Origin of the sequence: Geothrix sp. SG200, assembly GCF_022808935.1 — a bacterium.
GTDB lineage: Bacteria > Acidobacteriota > Holophagae > Holophagales > Holophagaceae > Geothrix > Geothrix alkalitolerans.
In genome coordinates, this window is the sequence record NZ_JAKZFR010000007.1 from 56,203 (window position 1) to 71,555 (window position 15,353).

Genomic DNA, 15,353 nt, shown 5'->3' on the forward strand with positions numbered 1-15,353 from the left:
CCGGGAAGGGTCGGGTATTCTCGAAGGATGATCAGCCACATCTCCTCGCGCATCTCCCGGGCCGGGGCCCTGCTGGGTCTCGCCCTGCTCCTGGCCTGCCAGCCCCAGGCCCCCGTGGTGGTGCCTCAGGTGCCGCCACCCCAGGCCCAGCCCCCGGCTCCGCCCAAGCCGCAGGGTCCTCCGCCCAAACCGAAGATCGCCCTGGTGCTGGGCGGCGGTGCCGCGCGCGGGTTCGCGCACATCGGTGTCATCCGCACGCTCGAACAGGAGAAGATCCCGGTGGACCTGGTGGTGGGCACCAGCGTGGGCAGCCTGATCGGCGCCATCTACGCCGCGGACCGCAACAGCTTCGAGCTGGAGTGGACCGCCTTCCAGCTCCAGAAGGAGGACCTCTTCGACTTCGGCGTCCTCTCCACGGTGGCGGGCATGGGCTTCGCCAAGGGCGACAAGCTCGAGACCTGGGTCAAGGGCCACATCAAGCCGGCCAACATCGAGCAGCTGAAGATTCCCTTCGCCGCCGTGGCCACGGACCTCAACTGGGGCCAGAAGGTGGTGCTGGACCGCGGCTCCGTGGCCCGTGCCGTGCGAGCCAGCTCGGCGATTCCCGGCGTGTTCCAGCCCGTGCAGCACATGGGCAAGATCCTGGTGGACGGCGGCGTGGTGGACAACATCCCTATCTCCGTGGCCCGCGCCAAGGGAGCCGACCTGGTCATCGCCGTCGACATCAGCGCCAACGTGGGGAACACGGACATCACCAACCTGCTGGGCGTGAGCCTCCAGGCCGCCAACATCATGTTCGCCCTCAACGTGGAGCACTCGAAGAAGGACGCGGACGTGCTGATCTCACCGGCCATCGGCGACGTGGGCACCCTGGACTTCACCCAGAAGAAGCGTTGCATGGAGGCGGGCATCGTGGCCGCCCAACAGGCCATGCCTGCCGTTCGCCAGGCCATCGACAAGTGGGTGGCCGCCCGGATGGCCGCCCAGTCCACCGGCCAGTGAAGCGCTTCACGTTACGAAGATCATGTCCCCCATGGGGGTAAGGTCGAAGCGCTCGATCTTGAAGGCGTCGAACGAGCTGCAGCCGGCACGGGCCGGCGCCGCCAGCAGCTCGGCCCTGGCCACACGCCGTCCGGCCTATTCTAGGACCCGCTTCCCTCTCGGGATCGGGAGCTTGGCGAAGACCCCGGTGCCGTGGATGGTCGAGACCTGGACCCGGGTGAAGTCCCTGTCCATTCCTTGGCCTTTGGAACCCGGCAGGCCACCTCCTGGAGCGGCGGGGCAGAGGGGATGGAAGCGGCCCTCAGAACGGCGTGAGGGCTGATCGGCCGGAGGAGGTCCCCACCACGATCGCCCCCTGTCTGTGTAAACAGGAAATTCGGGCGGTTCCGGTCGCTCTCTCGGGACTGGCCCAGCGGTAATCCACGGACGTAGAATCCGGTCATCCGCAGAACGAAAGAAGCCCCCTTCTCATCCGAGCATTCCACGCCGAGGATGCCATGCCCGCGCCCCAGCCCCGACTGACGCCTTCACGGATCCTGTGGCCCGCCGCGCTCGCGGGGCTCCTGGCGGCCTGCGCCACCCGCCCGCCGATGGTCCGGCCGACCCCGGCACCAGCCCCCTCGCCCGCTCCGGCGCCCGCTCCCTCCCCTGCCCCCTTGCCCACTCCGGCGCCCCCGCCGCCGCCTCCGCCCGCGCCTTCCGCCCGCCCCCCCAGGCCCGAACCCCTGGCGGAAGCCGAAGCATCCCGGCCGCCCGAGGACCACCGCATGGCGGAAAGGGCCGAGATGCCCCGGCGAGCGGCTTCCTCCCGCCCGTCCCTGCCCCCTCCACGCCCCACCCCCGTGGGGGCCAACCCCAACGTGGACCAGACCCAGGCCTATGCCCGCGTATCCGTGATGTTCGGCACGGACCGCAAGCTCGATTCCCGCGCGGGGACCTTCGGCGGCGGGCGCGGCGAGCGGATCTCCTACGGCGAAATCACCGTCAGCATCCCCCACGGCCACAGGACCGGTGAGTTAGAGGCGCCGTCCCTCTGGAAGCTGGAGCTCAGCGAGGATCCCCGCAAGCACGTGGCCGTCCTTGACTGGTCGCCCCTCACGCGGCTCGGGTTCCTGAACCGTGTGAGGGCCCGGGTTCAGGCGCAGGGCGCTTCCGGATCCAGCTTCGTGTTCGTCCACGGCTACAACGTGGCCTTCGCGGACGCGGCCCGCCGGACCGCCCAGATCACCTACGACCTGGACTACCGGGGCGTGCCCGTGTTCTACAGCTGGCCCTCCCAGGGCACCCTCCAGGGCTACACCACGGACGAGAACAACGCCCAGTGGAGCGAGGCGAACCTGAAGCGGTTCCTCGTGGACTTCGCCCAGAAGAGCGGCGCGGCGGACATCTACCTCATCGCCCACTCCATGGGCAACCGCGTCCTCACGGGCGCCCTGCGGCAGGCCTTCGCGGAACAGCCGAAGCTCAAGGGCCGCTTCAAGGAGATCATCCTCACGGCCCCCGACATCGACGCCGAGATCTTCAAGCGCGACATCGCCCCCGCCCTGGTGGCGGGCTGCGACCGCATCACCCTCTATGCCTCCAATGGCGACAACGCCCTGCTGGCCTCCAAGAAGGTCCACGGCTACCCGCGGGCGGGCGACACCGCCGAGGGCATCGTCGTGGTGCCGGGCATCGAGACCATCGACGCCTCGGGCCTGGACACCAGCCTCCTGGAGCACTCCTACTTCGCCACCGCCCCGCCGGTGATCAGCGACATCCGCCGGGTGCTGCTGGACGGCCTCCGCGCCGCCCGCCGCGGCCTGGAGCCGCGCACGGCGGGCGGGGGGAACTACTGGAAGCTGAAGGCCGCGAAACCCTGAGCTACTTGGCCTTGTGGGCGTGGACCCGCGCGAAGAGCGCCGCATCGGCCTTCGCGCCATGGCACTTCCGGCAGAAGTCGAGGGTGGGCAGGACCAGGCCCGCGGCCTTCGCTGCCGCCGGGTTCTTCATCACAGACATGGCCTTGTAGTCGCCACCATTGCCGTGGCACGCCTCGCAGTCGAGCCCCTTCTTCGCGTGGGCCGAAGCGGACCAGGAGTCGTGCTGGACGCGATGGCACATCCTGCAGGCACTGGCCCCGACGGCCGAGTGGCCGTTGCTGGCCATGGAGGGCATGGGCCCGGCGGCGGACGCGGGCGCTGGCTTGGGGGCTGGCGCCGGGGCCGCGGCGGGAGCGGGTGCGGGGGTTGGCGCAGCGGCCACGGGCGCAGGAGCAGGCGTGGTCGCGGGCGTGGTGGCGGGCGCGGGCGCGGCGGCGGGAGTCGGCGCTGGAGCCGACGGGGCCGCGGCGGGTTTCGGAGCCATCTCGGCGGCCTTGGGAGCCGGAGACGCTGGCTCTGCCTTCGCCCCGGCGGGGGCCGGCTGGGAGGAGGGCTGTGACGACGGTTGAGCCGCGGGCGTGCCAGCCGCCGGGGCCGTCCCCGGGGTCGCTGCCGGAGCCGGCGCCTCCTTCTCGGCGCAGGCCAGCAGGCAGGCGAGCATCAGGGCAGGCAGGACCGTTCGACGCATGGTTTCTCCGGGGACTGACCCGATGCTACTTCCCGGTGTTCCCGAATGCCAGGTTCCGCACCAGGTCTTCGGTCTTCCAGGGGGCGGCGCCGCCGCCCAGGTACTTCTGGAACCACTCGAGGTGGGCGTTGTAGTAGACGGGCATGGACTTCAGGTTGTCCGGCCAGTGGCCGTCGTTCTTGAAGACGATGAGGCGGCTGGGCACACCCATCTCCTGCAGGTCCGTGAAGAACTGAAGGCTCTGCGTGTAGGGCACGCGGTAGTCCCGCTCGCCGGTGATGACGAGGCAGGGCGTCCTGAAGGCCTTCACGTGGCTGCTGGGGTTCATGCGCTCGTAGGCGGCGGCCTGGTCCCAGGGCGTGCCGGTGAGGTCGTGCTCGGGGAACCACAGCTCCTCGGTGGCGCCGTGCATGGATCGCAGGTCGTAGACGCCCATCATGGCGGCGAGGGCCTTGAAGCGCGTGGTGTGGCCCTCCAGCCACATCATGGCGTAGCCACCCCAGCTCCAGCCCATGGCGCCCATGCGGTCCTTGTCCACGTAGGGCAGCGCCGCGAGGTGGTCGGCCACCTTCGCGATGTCCGTCTGCACCTTGCCGTCCCAGTCGCCGCTGATGGCGTCCGTGAAGGCCTGGCCGTAGCCCGTGGAGCCGTGGGGGTTCGGGAAGGCAACGATGTAGCCCGCGCCGGGATACACCTGCCAGTCGCCGCGCAGGGTGTCGGACCACATCATCTGCGGCCCGCCGTGGACGTTGAGGATCAGCGGGTACTTCTTGGCGGGGTCGAAGCCGTGGGGCTTCACCAGGAACACCTGGATGTCCTTCCCGTCGGCACCCTTCACCCACTGCTCCTCCGCGGGCCGGATGTCCACCTCCTCGGCCACGGCCTGGTTGAAGGCCGTGAGGCGCTTCAGCTCCTTGCTGCCGAAGGCGTAGCGCCAGACCTCCACGGGCTCGCCCACGCGGGTCTTGCTGAGGTAGACCGCCTTCTCGTCGGGGCTCACCTGGAACTCGCGGATGCTCTGGCCCTCCAGCATGCGGGCGGTCTTCCCCGTGGCCACCTCCACGCGGAACAGCGGCCAGCGGCCCTTCTCCTGCACGGTGAACCAGAGCGCCTTGCCGTCGGCGGACCACTGGAAGGTGTCCACCCAGTTGTCGATGGCTTCCGTCAGCACTTTGCGCGTCTTGGTCTGCCGGTCGTAGACCGCCAGGCGGAAGCGGTCGGACTCGTGGCCGGGCCGGGTCTGGAAGCGGTAGGCGATGAAGCGGCCGTCCGGCGAGTACTTGGGATCCTGGTCGGCCGCCGGATTGTCGCCGGTGATGCGCTTCGGCGTCCGGTCGCCCTCCAGGGGGATCAGGAACAGGTCCTGGTTCGTGCTGCGGGCCGGCACGGGATCGGTGTTGGTGGTGACGCAGACCTCCTTGCCGTCGGGGCTCAGGTCCCAGGTCTGCCAGAAGGCGGGGAAGTCCTGGGCGCCACCGGTGAGGGCCTCGACCTTGCCCTCGAAGGTGGCCTTGAAGAGGTGGCTCACCTGGAAGTCCCGCCACTCGGTCCAGTGGCGGTAGAGCAGCGAGTCCGCCAGGTGGGCCTGCACGGGCCCTTTCTCCAGCTTATCCGCCAGCTCCTTCTGCTTGGCGCCGTCCGCCATGGCCTCGGGGAAGACGGAGGCCTCGAACACCACCTGGTTCCCGCCGGGCATCAGCCTGGGCGCGCTCACGCCGGCCTCGAAGCTGGTCACCTTGCGCGCCTCGCCGCCGGCGAGGTCCAGGGCCCAGAGCTGGCTTCCGCCGGCGCGGCTGGAGAGGAAGTAGAGGGTCTTCCCGTCCTTCGACCACTGGGGCGCCGTGTCGGACTTGCCCGAAAAAGTGAGCTGGCGCGAGGCGCCCGTGGCCGTGTCGAGCACCCATACCTGCGTGTTCCGCGTGGAAGCCTTCAGGTCCTGCGTGGACACTTCGAAAGCGAGTCTCGATCCGTCCGGGCTCAGGGCCAAATGCTGCACGCCCTTGAGGCGGTAGAGGTCCTCGATGGTGAAGGCGCGCTTCTCCGCCGCGGACGCGGGAAGGGACAGGATCAGGGAGGCGATGGGGACGAGGCAGAACCGGCGCATGGACCCTCCATGGAACCCCCCAGCATCGCATGAGTGGGTGAGGGCCTTGTGATCATGTTCACAACGCCTGGGATGGAACCTGAGTCATCTCTCCAGCCCGCCGATCTGTTCCATATCCAGCGGAGGCTCCATGCTGATCGCCGCCCTCGTCGCCTGTCTCGCCCAGGCGCCCGCGCCCCCGGCGGCTCCCGACGGGACTTCCCTGCGGCCCGCCCTGGCCACCCTGGCCGCCAAGGCACCCGGTCAGCCTGGATACGGGCTCCACATCACCACGGCCGAAGGCGCGTTCATCGCCACCAATCTCAGGTATGACGCCGAGAAACCGGACGGCGCCGCCAGCTTGTACCGTATTGCAGGCCCCGCGGGGATGGGCCCGTACCGCCTGGGCGCGGAGCTGGCATTCCGGTCCCAGGGCCGGGCCCAGCTTCCCAATGGAACGCTCGTCTGGGTCAACCCGCGGTTCCGGGTCATGAAGGTGGTTCCAGGCGGTGCCGCGGAGCGGGCGGGCCTGGACGACGACTGGGAGATCATGAAGGTAGACGGGCGGGTTTTCGACGGAAGCCTGGAGGCCCTGGTCTCGTACCTGACCAACCGGCCATTGGTGGATGTGCAGGCCTACAAGCACAAGGGATGGGGCTCGAAGAAGGAGAAGCACTTCGAGATCCACCTCGTGAAGGAGGAGAAGGCCGCCGACCCCGCGGACGGGAGACTGGTCGAGGAGCCCGTCGAGCGAGTCCCGGCCCTCGCCTCCCTCTTCGGGGCCCAGACCACCTGGTCGGAACTCATCCGTCTGCGTTCGCAGCACCCCCGGTTCCGCGCGGTCCAGGTGGAGGGCGCGGGGGAGACCCTCTGGGCCGTCCAGGGCGTCCCCAAGCCAGTCTCCGTGGTCCCGGCGGGAAGAAGCCGGGGCCGGGCGTTCGACGAGTTCTTCAAGACGGGAGGCTCCGGCGGAAGCGGGGCTGGTCCCACTTTCCTCGAGTTCTGGAGCGAGGATCCTGCCGCCGGGCCCCGGCAGACAAAGCCCGTGGCCTTGTGGGCCGAGCCCGCGGACGGGCTTCGGCCGAACCGGCTCCTGCGCCTGCGCACCCGCTGGTTCCGCATCCAGGAGGTGGCCCTGGAACCGCCGGATGGCGGTCTGGCCAGGCTCCGGCTCCAGCCCTGGACGCCGGACATTCCGAGTCTGATCGCCGGCGCGACCCTGGCCCAGGACCTCGGGCCCAGACCGGATCCCGCCCTCCGCGAGGCCCTGGAGCAACTCGCCAATGAGGACCTTGTGGCGTGGAAGACCCGCACCCTTCCGGGTGTGCTGGCCAGCCAGTCCCTCGCCTCGGCAGAAGAGCTGGTGGTGAGCCTCGAGAAGGGCCTGCTCACCCTGGACCTCGACGTGAAGGGCATCCGGACCCGCCTGGACGCCGCGGCCCGGGCCGAGGCCGAGCGCAAGGCGCAGGCGGAGCTGACGGGCAGGCAGGGGCGCCCGGCGCCTGCCGCCCTGCCCCCATCCGCCGAGAGCGAGCGCCTCGCCGACCTTCTCGACCAGCGCAAGGCCATCCTCATGGCCATCCTCGGCAACGCCAAGCAGTCCCTCGCCAGCCTCCGGAGATGACATGAGCCCGGTCCGCACCTCCTTCGCATGCGCGGCCCTGGCCTCCCTGCTGAGCGCACAAACCGCGCCTTCGCCCGCCGCCATCTGGGAACCCGCCTCGCCCGTCCTCGCCAAGAAGGCGCCCGGCAGCCCCGCCTACGGTCTGGTCCTGACCACCTCCCTGGGGAAGCTGCTGGCGACCTCCCTGGCCTTCGACCCCGGGACCCACAAGCCCCAGGCGCGGGTCTACCGCATCGACGGCCCCGCCGGATGGGGGCCCTACCGCTCCGGCCTGGAGCGGAGCCTCATGTTCAGCCCGGCCATGAAACGGCCGGCGGACAACAACGCCCTCCACTGGAGTTGGTACCGGGACTACTTCTCGTTCACGCCCGCCGAGAAGGGATCGGCCGCGGATGAGGCCGGCCTGGACCAGTCCAAGTACGCCCTGACCCGCATCAAGCACGTGGATCAATCAACCTTCCAGTGGGACGTGGCGGCCCTCGTCTACCACATCACCCAGAGTCCGGCGATCGTGGTGCAGACCATCAAGCTTCCGCTGCTCTTCGGTCCCAGCGAGCGCACGTACACCATCCAGAACCGCCGCGTCACCACACTTCCCGCTCCCGATGACGCCGACCTCGTGAACGCGCCGCCCAACCTGGAGGCCCAGAAGGCGCTGGCCTCCCCCGAGCCCTGGCGGGAACTCCTCAAGCTCCGGTCGCAGACGGCGACCCACGCCCCGCTCCCCGGGGTCCTGGATGGCCGGAAGGTCTGGATCGTCCGCCTCCCCACGCAACCGGCCAACGACAAGCAGGCTGGCCAGCCCGGCGCTCTGGAATTCTGGAAGACCGATCCGGGCACCGGAGCCTTCGAGGACGGCCTCGTTGAGGTTTACCCCGAACCGCCGGGAGGATTCGGCGCCGGGCAGTCCCTCCGCGTCAGCGGCGTGTGGTACCGCCTTCAGGCCCTCTCCCTGGAACCCGCCACCGGCCGCCTGACCCGGCTGGCCCTCGAGCCCTGGAAGGCCAATGTCCCCGCGCTCCTCGCCGGTCGCACCCTCGCCTCCGAGCTGGGCTCCCAGCCCCAGCTTCCCTTGTGGGAATCCCTGGAGCAGACCGCGAATGACACGCTCCTGGAGTGGAAGACCCTCACCTTTCCCGGAGAGCTCGAGGCCCTGGATCTGAAGTCGGCCGGGGCCCTGGTCGTGCGGATCGAGAAGGGCATGCTCGCCCTGGACCTGGAGGTCAAAGGCATCCGCACCCGCCTGGATGCGGCCACGCGGGCCACCGCCGAATGGAAGGCCCAGGCCGAACTGGCCGCCAAAGAAGGACGGCCCGCCCCTGCGACGCCGGCTCCGTCCGCCGAGAGCGAGCGTCTCGCCGACCTCCTCGACCAGCGCAAGGCCATCCTCATGGCCGTCCTCGGCAACGCCAAGCAGGCGCTCGCCAGCCTCCGGAAGTGACCCGTGCGGACCCTCACCGTCCTCCTCGCCGCATCCGCCTTCCCCCTGGTCCTCTCGGCCCAGGCGGGCCTGCATTGGGAGAAGCCGGATCCCAAGCCGTCCACCGGCCAGGGCTCGGACGCCCTCAGCCAGCTGGAAGCCCTCAGCGGCGGGAAGGTGGACCGCAGCAAGGTGGGCACCACCTTCAAGGTCCGGCCGCCCGCCCCACGGCCCAAGACCGTGCACCGCCAGCCCACGGCCAACCAGCAGGCCGCTTCACTCCTGGGCGGGATCTTCGGCAGCCTGCTGGCCCAGGCCCTGGCGCCCACAGGGCCTTCCGGGCCGAGCCCCGCGGAGCTGGCGCGCATCGAGGCCGAAAAGCAGGAGACCCTGCGGCGGGAGCAGGCGGAGCTCCAGGCCTGGGCCAGCGCCTACTCCTCACGGATGAGCAGCCTGGTGGCGCGCCAGCGCCAGGAGCGGGCGGCCCGGAACCAGGCCAGCATGGAGGATCTCCGCGCTTCCCTCTCGAGCGGATGGGACTCGGGCGGGGCCCAGGCCGGCGGCGGACTGGCCGCGGCCCTGAGCGATCCCGTGCCAGTGGTGGACCTCCGCGGAAGCCGGACCCTCACACCCAGCATCCTGCGGAACGCCGACGGCACGAAGCGCACCGAGCCCATGGCGCCCGACGAATTGCTCAAGCGCCGGGAGGCGGCGCAGGCCCGGCTGAAGGCGATGATGGCGGAGAATCAGGACCTCCGCCTGCTGGGCCAGCGCTTCTACGAGCTGGAGGCGCAGCTGGCGCGGCTGAAGCGGGAGGGCCAGAGCCTCGGCACCGAGGGCCGTGCCATCCAGCGGGAGATGGACTACTGGGGCTGGCGCATCGAGCAGGCCACCCAGGCCTGCATGGAGCGCGGCACCAGCCTGTTCACCGACGTGCTCCTGCCGAAGGGGACCGCCGCCGGGCTCAAGCGGCTCCAGGCCAATCCGAAGCTCTGGCCCCGCATGGTGGAGTCGCTGTCGAACGTCAACGACTTCTCCGAGTTCGCGGGCGGCCTCGTGGACCGCTACGACGCCGCGGGCCAGGCCCTCGACTGGGCCCAGGCCAAGCGGAACCTGATGAAGGACGTGGACTTCATCGCCTCCAACGCCCAGAACGTCACCTCGAAGCTGGAGCCCGTCAGCCTCCACTGGCAGGTGGGCAAGACCCTGGTGGGCACCAGCGTGGACCTGGCCGCCGAGATTGACGGCTGGGGCGCCATCCTCGAGCGCCAGGGCGACACCGCCCTCCTGCTCCAGAAGCAGAGGGCCCTGCAGGGGCGCCTCGAAGCCGTGGTGAAGGAACTCCAGACCAGCCGCACCCAGATTGCCGCCCGCCTCGGCGTGAAGCCCGAGGACCTGATCCCCGTCCAGGCCCGGCCCAAGGGCCTGGGCTCTGTGGTTCCTCCCCTTTGAGGTCCGACATGAACCTGCGATCCACCCTCCTTGCAATGGCCGTGGCCTGCGCCGCCCTGCCCCTCGGCGCGGGCTGGAAGAAGCCCGTACCGCTCTACCCGCCCCTGACGAAGCCGGAGGAGCTCCGCGAGACGCCCCTGCCCGAAGCCTGGGGGCCACAACTTCCGGGCGCGCCGTTCACCGGGGCCGTGCTCACCACCTACCTGGGCCGCTTCGCCATCCACCCGACCCGCTTCGACGCGCAGGGCCGCCTGCGCTGGCGGGCCCTGCGCGTGGAGGGCCCCGCGGGCCTCGGCCCCTACGACCACGGGCTGGAGGTGGAGATCGTCTCCGCTCCAGGTAGCGGCACGGACGTGGCGCGGATCACCGCCATCCGCGAGGAGCCGGGCATGGACCGGGTCCACGCGTGGAACGCGGGCGACTTCATGGAGCTGCCCGCCCAGTTCAACCCGGACCAGCCGGACCTGAGCCTCGGCGTCTTCCTGTTCCAGTACCGGCTGTCGAACCGGGACACCTTCTGGTTTCCTGCCTACGTGCCCAGCCGCGTGTTCCTCGTGAAGCGCTTTCCAAGCGGCACCTGGGCCAAGGCCCGCGCCGGCACGCCGGCCGACCTGCCCGCCACGTTCAACCCGGAGGGCCCCCTCCCCGTGGAGGCCGGCCCCTGGTTGAAGCAGGCCTCCGCCCGCCTCCTCGCCCTCCGCCGGGCCCAGCCCGCCTATCAGCCCTTGCGGATCGCGTGGGCCGGCCGGTCCTGGGATGCGGTGGGCCCCTCCCGCCCCGGCGCCTCCACCCAGCTTGAGTTCTGGCCGGCCGCGCAGACACCGGGGGCCCTGGCTGACGGGCCCGAGAGCACCCACGACCTCCCCAGGACATCCCAGGCCGCGGGGACTGTCTTCCCCCTTGGCGGCCAGGCCGCGCGCATCCGCGAGGCCGGTTGGGATCCTGCCACCGGGCGTCTTGCCCGGCTGGACCTCGAGCCCTGGGCGCCGGACGCTCTCGGGTTCCTGCTCGGCACCGTTACCGGGGGCACGGCCCAGGCGACCCTCGCCCAGGCCCTCAACGATGCCTTGGTGGACTGGAAGGTGAAGGGGCTGGGAGCCTACCTCCAGAACCAGACCGTCGGCGCCGCCGAGGACTTCATCGCCCGGCTGGAGAAGACCCTCCTCCGGATAGACCTGGAAAACCGGAAGCTGCGGCAGGCCGGGGATTCCCAGGAGCGGGAAGCCGCGAACCGCCAAGCCTCGGAGGGACTCCAGGCCGTACGGCAGGACGGTGGCCGCCGGTTCTTCCTCCTGCCCGCCGAGCGCCGCGACCTCGGCGAAGAGGATGGCCGGATGGCCACGGGCGCCTCCCCCGACCTCCTGGACCTCCTCGAGCAGCGGAAGGCCATCGTCTCGGCCATCCTCGCCAATGCCAAGCAGGCCCTCGCCACCGCGAGGCGCTGAGCCGGCCCAGCCCTCCAGGGCCCGGTGGTTCAGCCCTCCAGGGCCCGGTGGATATCCGCGAAATCGGCGCGGGAGGTGGCGTCCAGGCTCAGGGGCGTCAGGGCCACCACGCGCTCGCGGACGAGGGCGTGGACATCGGAATCCGGCTCCAGGGCGTCATGGTCCACCTGCACCGTGATGCGTCCGTCCTTCAGGCGGCTGTGGAGGCTCGGATCCTCGAAGGCGAGCTCGAAGTAGCGCTGCCGCGACAGCCGGCTTAGCCGCCAGGGCGTCTCCGGCGTGGCGCCCTCCGGCACGTCCAGCTTCAGCAGGTCCACGTCCTTCGGCAGCCGAGCGCCCACGAGCTTCCGGGCGAACAGGCGCAGGAAGTGCTCCGCGGCGCCCCAGTCGCGGGACACGTGGCGCATGAAGTGGTCAGGGTGCATCTGCTGGGATGCCGCCAGGGCCGGAATGCCGCGGGCGGCGGCCTCCATGGCCGCTCCCACCGTGCCCGAGGCGCCGATGCTGATGCCCACGTTCTCGCCGTAGTTGATGCCGGAGACCAGCAGATCAGGGCGGCGGTCCCGGCACAGGAGGTGGAGGCCATGACGCACCACCGAGGCGGGCGATCCCTCGCAGGCGTAGGCCCGGACCGCCGCGCCGTCCACCTCGAAGGGCACCGCCTCCAGCGCCGCCTCGGGCCGGCCCGTGAAGCTGCGACCCATGGCCGTCTGCTGCGTGGCCGGCGCCACCACCAGCACCTCGCCCAGGTCGCGCACGGCCCGGACCGCCGCCCGGAGGCCCGGAGACCCGATGCCGTCGTCGTTGGTGAGGAAGAACAGCGGGCGGTGGGTCATGCGCGGGCTCCACGTCCAGACTGGAGCCTGGAGAGGCCTGCGTCCACCACCCGCCCTTGGTATCCTGCCCCATGGCCGAATCCGCTTCCTCCGCGCCCTCCGATCTTCCCCGCGGCCGCGGCATCTTCTGCAACCGGACGCTGAACCTGCGCTCCGTGCGGGCCATCGGCTACGACATGGACTACACCCTGGTGGACTACCGGGTGGCGGCCTTCGAGCAGATGGTCTACGACCAGGCAGTGGACCGGCTGGCCTCCGAGGGCTGGCCCGCGGAGGCCCTCGCCTTCGACCCGCGCATGGTCACGCGCGGCCTCATCGTGGACACCGAGCTGGGCAACCTGGTGAAGGCCAACCGCTTCGGCTTCGTGAAGCGGGCCATGCACGGCACGCGCATGCTGGAGTTCGGCGAGCAGCGGGACGCCTACACGGGCACGCTGGTGGATCTCTCGGATCCCCGCTGGGTCTTCCTCAACACGCTGTTCTCGCTCTCGGAGGGATGCCTCTACGCCCAGGCCGTGGACCTGATGGACCAGGGCGCCCTGCCCCGCCCTTTCGAATACGCCAGCCTCTACCGGCACGTGCGCTCCCGGGTGGACGCCCAGCACCTGGAGGGCCACCTGAAGGCCGAGATCGCCGCCGCGCCCGAGCGCTACGTGGTGCAAGACCCCGAGGCCGCCCTCGCCCTGCTGGACCAGAAGGCCGCGGGCAAGAAGCTGATGCTCATCACCAACTCCGAGTGGAGCTTCAGCGCGAAGATGATGGCCCACGCCTACGACCGCCACCTGCCGGAGGGCATGACCTGGCGGGAGCTCTTCGACCTGGTGATCGTGGCCGCCCGCAAGCCCGCCTTCTTCACGGAGCGTGGCCCCTTCTTCGAGGTGGTGGACGAGTCCGGTCTGCTGCGCCCCCTCCTGGGCCCCCTGCGGCCCGGCGGCCTCTACCTCGGCGGCAGCGCCTCCCAGGTGGAGCGGGACCTGGGCATCGCCGGCGACGAGATCCTCTACGTGGGCGACCACATGTTCGGCGACGTGCATGTGAGCAAGCGCACCCTCAGCTGGCGCACGGCCCTGGTGCTGCGGGAGCTGGAGCGCGAGGTGGAGGCCCTGGAGGCCTTCCGGGAGATGGAGCTGAAGCTCATGGCGATGATGCATGAGAAGGAGGCCATGGAGGCCCGGCTCTCCCAGACGCGCCTCGCCCTCCAGCGCCTCCACGCGGGCTACGGCCCTCCGCTCGCCGCCGACGCCGCCGCGCTGGAGGCCCGGCTCCAGGACCTGCGGGGCCAGCTGGTGGCCCTGGACGCGGAGATCGGGCCCCTGGCCAAGGCCGGCACCGAGCTGGTCAATCCGCGCTGGGGCCTGCTCACCCGGGCCGGCAACGACAAGAGCCACCTCACCCGCCAGATCGAGCGCTACGCCGACATCTACACCAGCCGCGTGTCGAACTTCCTCCACGCCACGCCCTTCGCCTACTTCCGCTCGCCCCGGGGGAGCCTGCCCCATGATCCCCTGGATCAAGGACCTGAGTAGACTGTGATGCCGTAGTGCTCCGGATCCCAGGGCGGGCTGCTGTTCCAGTGGCCATAGGCATGGCTGTCGTCCGTGCGGAACCGCAGGGTGTAGGTTCCCTTGGGCAGGCTGACCACCTCGTCGGCCTGACGGTTCTTCGAGGCGCCGCCCGCGGGCTGGGTGCGGTCAAGTTCCATGGTCCACACCCGCTTCCCCGCGGCGTCCTCGATCCAGGCCTCGTCGTCCATGCCGTCCCCGCTGCCCTCGGCGATGGCGTAGATCCGCACCGATTGCGCATGCGTGAGGGAGAAGGGCGTGCTGCGGTCCTGGTCGTTCCCCACGCGCACCGCTTCCGCCAGCACAGCCCAGGCCAGCGGCTTCTCCAGCGAGGCCGCCGCCAGGTTCGCCTCCGAAGGGACCGAGATGGTCAGGCCGTACATCCCAGGATCGCAGGGGGGCGCGGCATTCCAGTCCGCCGGCGAGTGGGAGTCGTCCGTGACGAAGATGGCCTCGTAGTCTCCGGCGGGCAGCTGGATCGTCTCCACCTGGCGGCGGTTCTTCCTCGCGCCGCCGGCGAAGGCGCTCTTCTCCATGGTCATCTCCCAGACCCGGGCCCGGGTGCGGGCATCCACGATCCAGCCAGTGTCGTTCATGCGCCGCCCGCTCCCCTCGCCTTCGGCGTAGACATGGACCGACATGGGCTTCCGGAGGTGGAAGGCCTGGGCCCACTGCCCGCCGTCCGCGGCGGCGGACAGGGACACGAGCACGTTCCTCCAGCGCAGCGGCGTCTCGAAAATGGGCACCTCGGAGGCCTGGCCGCCAGGAAGGTAGATCTCCATCCCGTAGTTCACCACCTGCTCCTTCCAGTGGCGGAGGAGGCTGGTGCGGTCCGCCCCGAAGGCCGCCAGGAAGCCCCGGGGGCGCTCGGCCTGCTCTGAGGCCAGGCTGCGCCGGTCGATGTTGCGGGTCCACTGGGCCATGAGGAAGCTCTGGCCGAAGCCGTGGTTGGCGAAGTAGGCCTCGTAGCTGCCCGCGGGCAGGTCCAGATACTGGTCCGCCACGCGGTAATCCCAGTCCCGCTTCGTGTTCGCACCGTCCATCTGCCACACCACTTCGCGGGTGGTGGCGTTGAGGATCCAGCCGTAGGCGAAGAGGGGCTCTTCAGGCCGGGCGTGGACCAGGCGACGGAGACCTCCGCCCTTGGCGTACACATGGACCTTCATGGGGCGCGGAAGGGTGAAGCCCTGGCTTTTCACCTCGACGGCCTCGAAGCCCTTCAAGGAGACGATGCGGGGTTCCGGCTCGGCGGCGCGCAGGGTGACCACCCCGAGCAACAGGGCCAGGATGAACGCCGTGATGGCCTGCACCGTTCGGACCAGGGCGGCGGCTTCGGACATGAGAAAGGACGACATGGAACCCCCGACGGGACGCCTCCA

The 15,353-nt window shown here is 70.4% G+C and carries 11 protein-coding genes; 7 read left to right on the forward strand and 4 right to left on the reverse strand.

Translation table 11 applies throughout. The features are described 5' to 3' along the window. The first annotated feature begins 27 nt into the window (after nucleotides 1-27). Together ML539_RS13545 and ML539_RS13550 are read left to right on the forward strand one after the other, a co-directional pair. On the forward strand, nucleotides 28-1,002 hold the full coding sequence (locus tag ML539_RS13545) for a patatin-like phospholipase family protein (protein WP_243324688.1): 975 nt from the start codon (nucleotides 28-30) through the stop codon (nucleotides 1,000-1,002). 767 nt (nucleotides 1,003-1,769) lie between these two features. Continuing rightward, nucleotides 1,770-2,864: an alpha/beta fold hydrolase gene (locus ML539_RS13550; protein WP_243324691.1), complete on the forward strand. Its 1,095-nt coding sequence runs from the start codon at nucleotides 1,770-1,772 to the stop codon at nucleotides 2,862-2,864. 1 nt (nucleotide 2,865) lies between these two features. On the opposite strand, the gene ML539_RS13555 is transcribed toward ML539_RS13550, so the two are convergent. Together ML539_RS13555 and ML539_RS13560 are read right to left on the reverse strand one after the other, a co-directional pair. Next, the gene (locus ML539_RS13555; protein WP_243324698.1) at nucleotides 2,866-3,552 is read right to left on the reverse strand and encodes a hypothetical protein; all 687 of its coding nucleotides are present in this window, start codon (nucleotides 3,550-3,552) and stop codon (nucleotides 2,866-2,868) included. Nucleotides 3,553-3,577: 25 nt separating this feature from the next. After that, nucleotides 3,578-5,656, reverse strand: coding sequence for a S9 family peptidase (locus tag ML539_RS13560; RefSeq protein ID WP_243324700.1), 2,079 nt, complete (start codon nucleotides 5,654-5,656; stop codon nucleotides 3,578-3,580). Nucleotides 5,657-5,786: 130 nt separating this feature from the next. Between ML539_RS13560 and ML539_RS13565 the strand changes: the two genes are divergently transcribed. The 4 genes from ML539_RS13565 to ML539_RS13580 are packed head-to-tail and all read left to right on the forward strand — an operon-like array spanning nucleotide 5,787 to nucleotide 11,576. Further along, entirely contained in the window at nucleotides 5,787-7,259 is a 1,473-nt protein-coding gene (locus ML539_RS13565; RefSeq protein ID WP_243324702.1) for a PDZ domain-containing protein, read from the forward strand. A 1-nt stretch (nucleotide 7,260) separates the two neighbouring features. Next, on the forward strand, nucleotides 7,261-8,700 hold the full coding sequence (locus ML539_RS13570; protein ID WP_243324705.1) for a hypothetical protein: 1,440 nt from the start codon (nucleotides 7,261-7,263) through the stop codon (nucleotides 8,698-8,700). Nucleotides 8,701-8,703: 3 nt separating this feature from the next. Further along, nucleotides 8,704-10,131 (forward strand): hypothetical protein, encoded by a 1,428-nt coding sequence (locus tag ML539_RS13575; RefSeq protein WP_243324707.1) that lies wholly within the window; start codon nucleotides 8,704-8,706, stop codon nucleotides 10,129-10,131. Between the two features lie 8 nt (nucleotides 10,132-10,139). Further along, complete coding sequence (locus ML539_RS13580; protein WP_243324708.1) at nucleotides 10,140-11,576, forward strand: hypothetical protein; 1,437 nt, start codon at nucleotides 10,140-10,142, stop codon at nucleotides 11,574-11,576. Nucleotides 11,577-11,605: 29 nt separating this feature from the next. On the opposite strand, the gene surE is transcribed toward ML539_RS13580, so the two are convergent. After that, nucleotides 11,606-12,412 carry a 5'/3'-nucleotidase SurE gene (surE, locus tag ML539_RS13585; RefSeq protein ID WP_243324712.1) on the reverse strand — a complete coding sequence of 269 codons (807 nt, stop codon included), beginning with the start codon at nucleotides 12,410-12,412 and terminating at the stop codon, nucleotides 11,606-11,608. Between the two features lie 71 nt (nucleotides 12,413-12,483). Here surE and ML539_RS13590 point away from each other — a divergent pair, with 71 nt between their 5' ends. Further along, nucleotides 12,484-13,938 carry an HAD-IG family 5'-nucleotidase gene (locus tag ML539_RS13590; protein ID WP_243324714.1) on the forward strand — a complete coding sequence of 485 codons (1,455 nt, stop codon included), beginning with the start codon at nucleotides 12,484-12,486 and terminating at the stop codon, nucleotides 13,936-13,938. On the opposite strand, the gene ML539_RS13595 is transcribed toward ML539_RS13590, so the two are convergent. Continuing rightward, nucleotides 13,923-15,329: a hypothetical protein gene (locus tag ML539_RS13595; RefSeq protein WP_243324716.1), complete on the reverse strand. Its 1,407-nt coding sequence runs from the start codon at nucleotides 15,327-15,329 to the stop codon at nucleotides 13,923-13,925. The genes ML539_RS13590 and ML539_RS13595 overlap by 16 nt on opposite strands. Nucleotides 15,330-15,353 lie beyond the last annotated feature (24 nt).